This is a genomic window from Mycobacterium sp. 1245852.3, from assembly GCF_001669335.1.
GTDB classification, from domain to species: domain Bacteria; phylum Actinomycetota; class Actinomycetes; order Mycobacteriales; family Mycobacteriaceae; genus Mycobacterium; species Mycobacterium europaeum_A.
Genome location: NZ_LZLL01000408.1, coordinates 1 through 694 on the forward strand (window position 1 = coordinate 1; position 694 = coordinate 694).

The 694-nt window shown below is 63.0% G+C and carries 1 protein-coding gene; it reads left to right on the top strand.

Annotated elements, in window-relative coordinates; genetic code table 11:
• Positions 1–8: 8 nt before the first annotated feature.
• The coding region (locus A9W96_RS18385) for a glycosyltransferase (protein WP_197499562.1) at positions 9–694 on the top strand (686 nt) is incomplete at its 3' end.

Here is a 694-nt window from a genome sequence, read left to right on the forward strand (position 1 = left end):
TTTTTGCAATGAAGTTCGTGGTGGCGAGCTACGGAACTCGTGGTGATATCGAGCCCTGTGCCGCCGTCGGCCGTGAGTTGCTGCGCAGGGGCCACGAAGTGTGCATGGCCGTCCCGCCCGACCTGGTTGACTTCGCGGAATCGGCCGGGCTTACCGCGGTGCCCTACGGAGCGGAGACACGGGTATGGCTGGACGTGTTCCGCAACTTTTTTACCTCCGTGTTCAGCACGTTCTGGAGAATGCGTGACCTATCGGAGTGGGGACGCGAGCTGTGGAAAGTCAGCACTGGGGCCTGGGTGCAGATGAACGAGACACTGACGTCACTGGCGGACGGAGCCGACCTGGTGCTCGCCGGTCAGACTTACCAGGAGATCGCGGCCAATGTCGCTGAACACCACGGGCTTCCGTTGGCCACGCTGCACCATGCCCCGGTGCGCCCCAACGGCCAATCGTTGCCGATCTTGCCCGCGTCGGCCTCTCGCTTGGTGCTGACGCTGCATGACTGGCTGTGGTGGCGCGCGATCAAGAAGGTCGAGAATGCGCAGCGCAGCCGGCTCGGCCTACCGAAGGCAACATATGGTTCACCGCGGCGAATTGCCGAACGGGGATCGTTGGAAATCCAGGCATACGACGACGTGATTTTCCCGGGCCTGGCGGCCGAATGGGCGCGATGGAAGCATCAACGGCCCTTCGT